This is a genomic window from Bradyrhizobium sp. Leo114 (genome assembly GCF_055229415.2).
This window is the reverse complement of record NZ_JBUYEN020000161.1, coordinates 1-1,423: the sequence shown is the minus strand read 5'-3', so window position 1 is coordinate 1,423 and position 1,423 is coordinate 1. Positions and strand designations below refer to the sequence as shown.

1 protein-coding gene is annotated in these 1,423 nt (G+C 65.7%); it reads right to left on the bottom strand.

What is annotated here, in order from left to right; genetic code table 11:
* Window positions 1-66: 66 nt before the first annotated feature.
* Window positions 67-1,266 carry an IS256 family transposase gene (locus ACZIRK_RS45160; RefSeq protein WP_474419833.1) on the bottom strand — a complete coding sequence of 400 codons (1,200 nt, stop codon included), beginning with the start codon at window positions 1,264-1,266 and terminating at the stop codon, window positions 67-69.
* Window positions 1,267-1,423 lie beyond the last annotated feature (157 nt).

Below are 1,423 nucleotides of genomic sequence, written 5' to 3'. Positions count from 1 at the left end.
GATCGTGTCCCGTGACGTGGTGTAACTGCGGCGTGGCACCGCGTTCGTCGGCCGGAGCCGGGCAGGTCAGCTGGCGATAGCCGGAAGGCTGACGGTTGGATCATCGCTCAACGGCGCGATTGTTTCCAGCGTCATGTAACGGGCCCGCTGGACCGCCCATTCGTCGTTCTGCTCGAGCAGGATCGCTCCGATGAGGCGAACGATGGCGTCCTCATTGGGGAAGATGCCGACCACCTCGGTGCGCCGCTTGATCTCGCCGTTGAGGCGCTCGATCGGGTTGGTCGAGTGCAGCTTGGTCCGATGCTGGGGCGGGAAGGTCATGTAGGCGAGCACATCAGTCTCCGCTTCGTCGAGGAAGCCGGCAAGCTTGGGCAGCTTGGGGCGGAGCTGGTCGGCAACCTTGCGCCACTGCGCCTGTGCGGCCTCGGCATCGTCCTGGGCAAACGCGGTGGCGATGAAGGCAGAGACCACACGCCGTCCGCTCTTGCCGGCATGCGCCAGCGCGTTGCGCATGAAGTGCACGCGGCAGCGCTGCCAGCTGGCGTTGAGCACCTTGGAGACGGTGGCTTTGATGCCCTCATGGGCGTCGGAGACGACCAGCTTGACGCCGCGCAATCCGCGGCGGGCGAGCTTGCGCAGGAATGCCGTCCAGAACGTCTCGGCCTCCGAGGGGCCGATATCCATGCCGAGAACTTCGCGGCGGCCATCGCTGTTGACGCCGACCGCAATGATCACCGCAACCGAGACGATGCGCCCCTGCTGGCGCACTTTCACGTAGGTGGCGTCGATCCACAAATACGGCCAGTCGCCCTCGATCGGACGAGCGAGAAAGGCCTTCACCTTGTCATCGATCTCGCCGCACAGCCGGCTCACCTGGCTCTTGGAGATGCCGCTCATGCCCATGGCCTGCACGAGGTCGTCCACCGAACGGGTCGAAACGCCCTGCACGTAGGCTTCCTGCACCACGGCGGTGAGCGCCTTCTCGGCCATGCGGCGCGGCTCCAGGAAGCCCGGAAAGTAGGAGCCCTTGCGCAGCTTGGGAATGCGCAGTTCGACCGCGCCGGCGCGGGTCTCCCAGATCCGGTCGCGGTAACCGTTGCGCTGGGCCAGACGCTCCGGATTCTTCTCGCCGTAGGCGGCCCCGGTTTGGCCTTCGACTTCCAGCTCCATCAGACGCTGGGCAGCAAAGCCGATCATCTCGCGCAACAGATCGGCATCGGGGGTCTTCTCCACGAGCGTGCGCAGGTTCATCATATCGTCGGTCATCGGTGGTTCCTCGGTTGCGTTGGCGTGTCGCAACCCGATCCTACCGGCGAATCGCCGGTGACCACCGCAAAGCCGCCCGCCCGCTACGCGCTATGTGAGGGCGCGCGTACGGGCGGCTTTGCTCTACCGAGCTACACCATCACCGGGGACACGACCC

What these genes read in the sequence shown, in the direction of transcription:
- ACZIRK_RS45160 (WP_474419833.1), bottom strand. Translation starts at nt 1,266, where the DNA reads ATGACCGACGATATGATGAACCTGCGCACGCTCGTGGAGAAGACCCCC.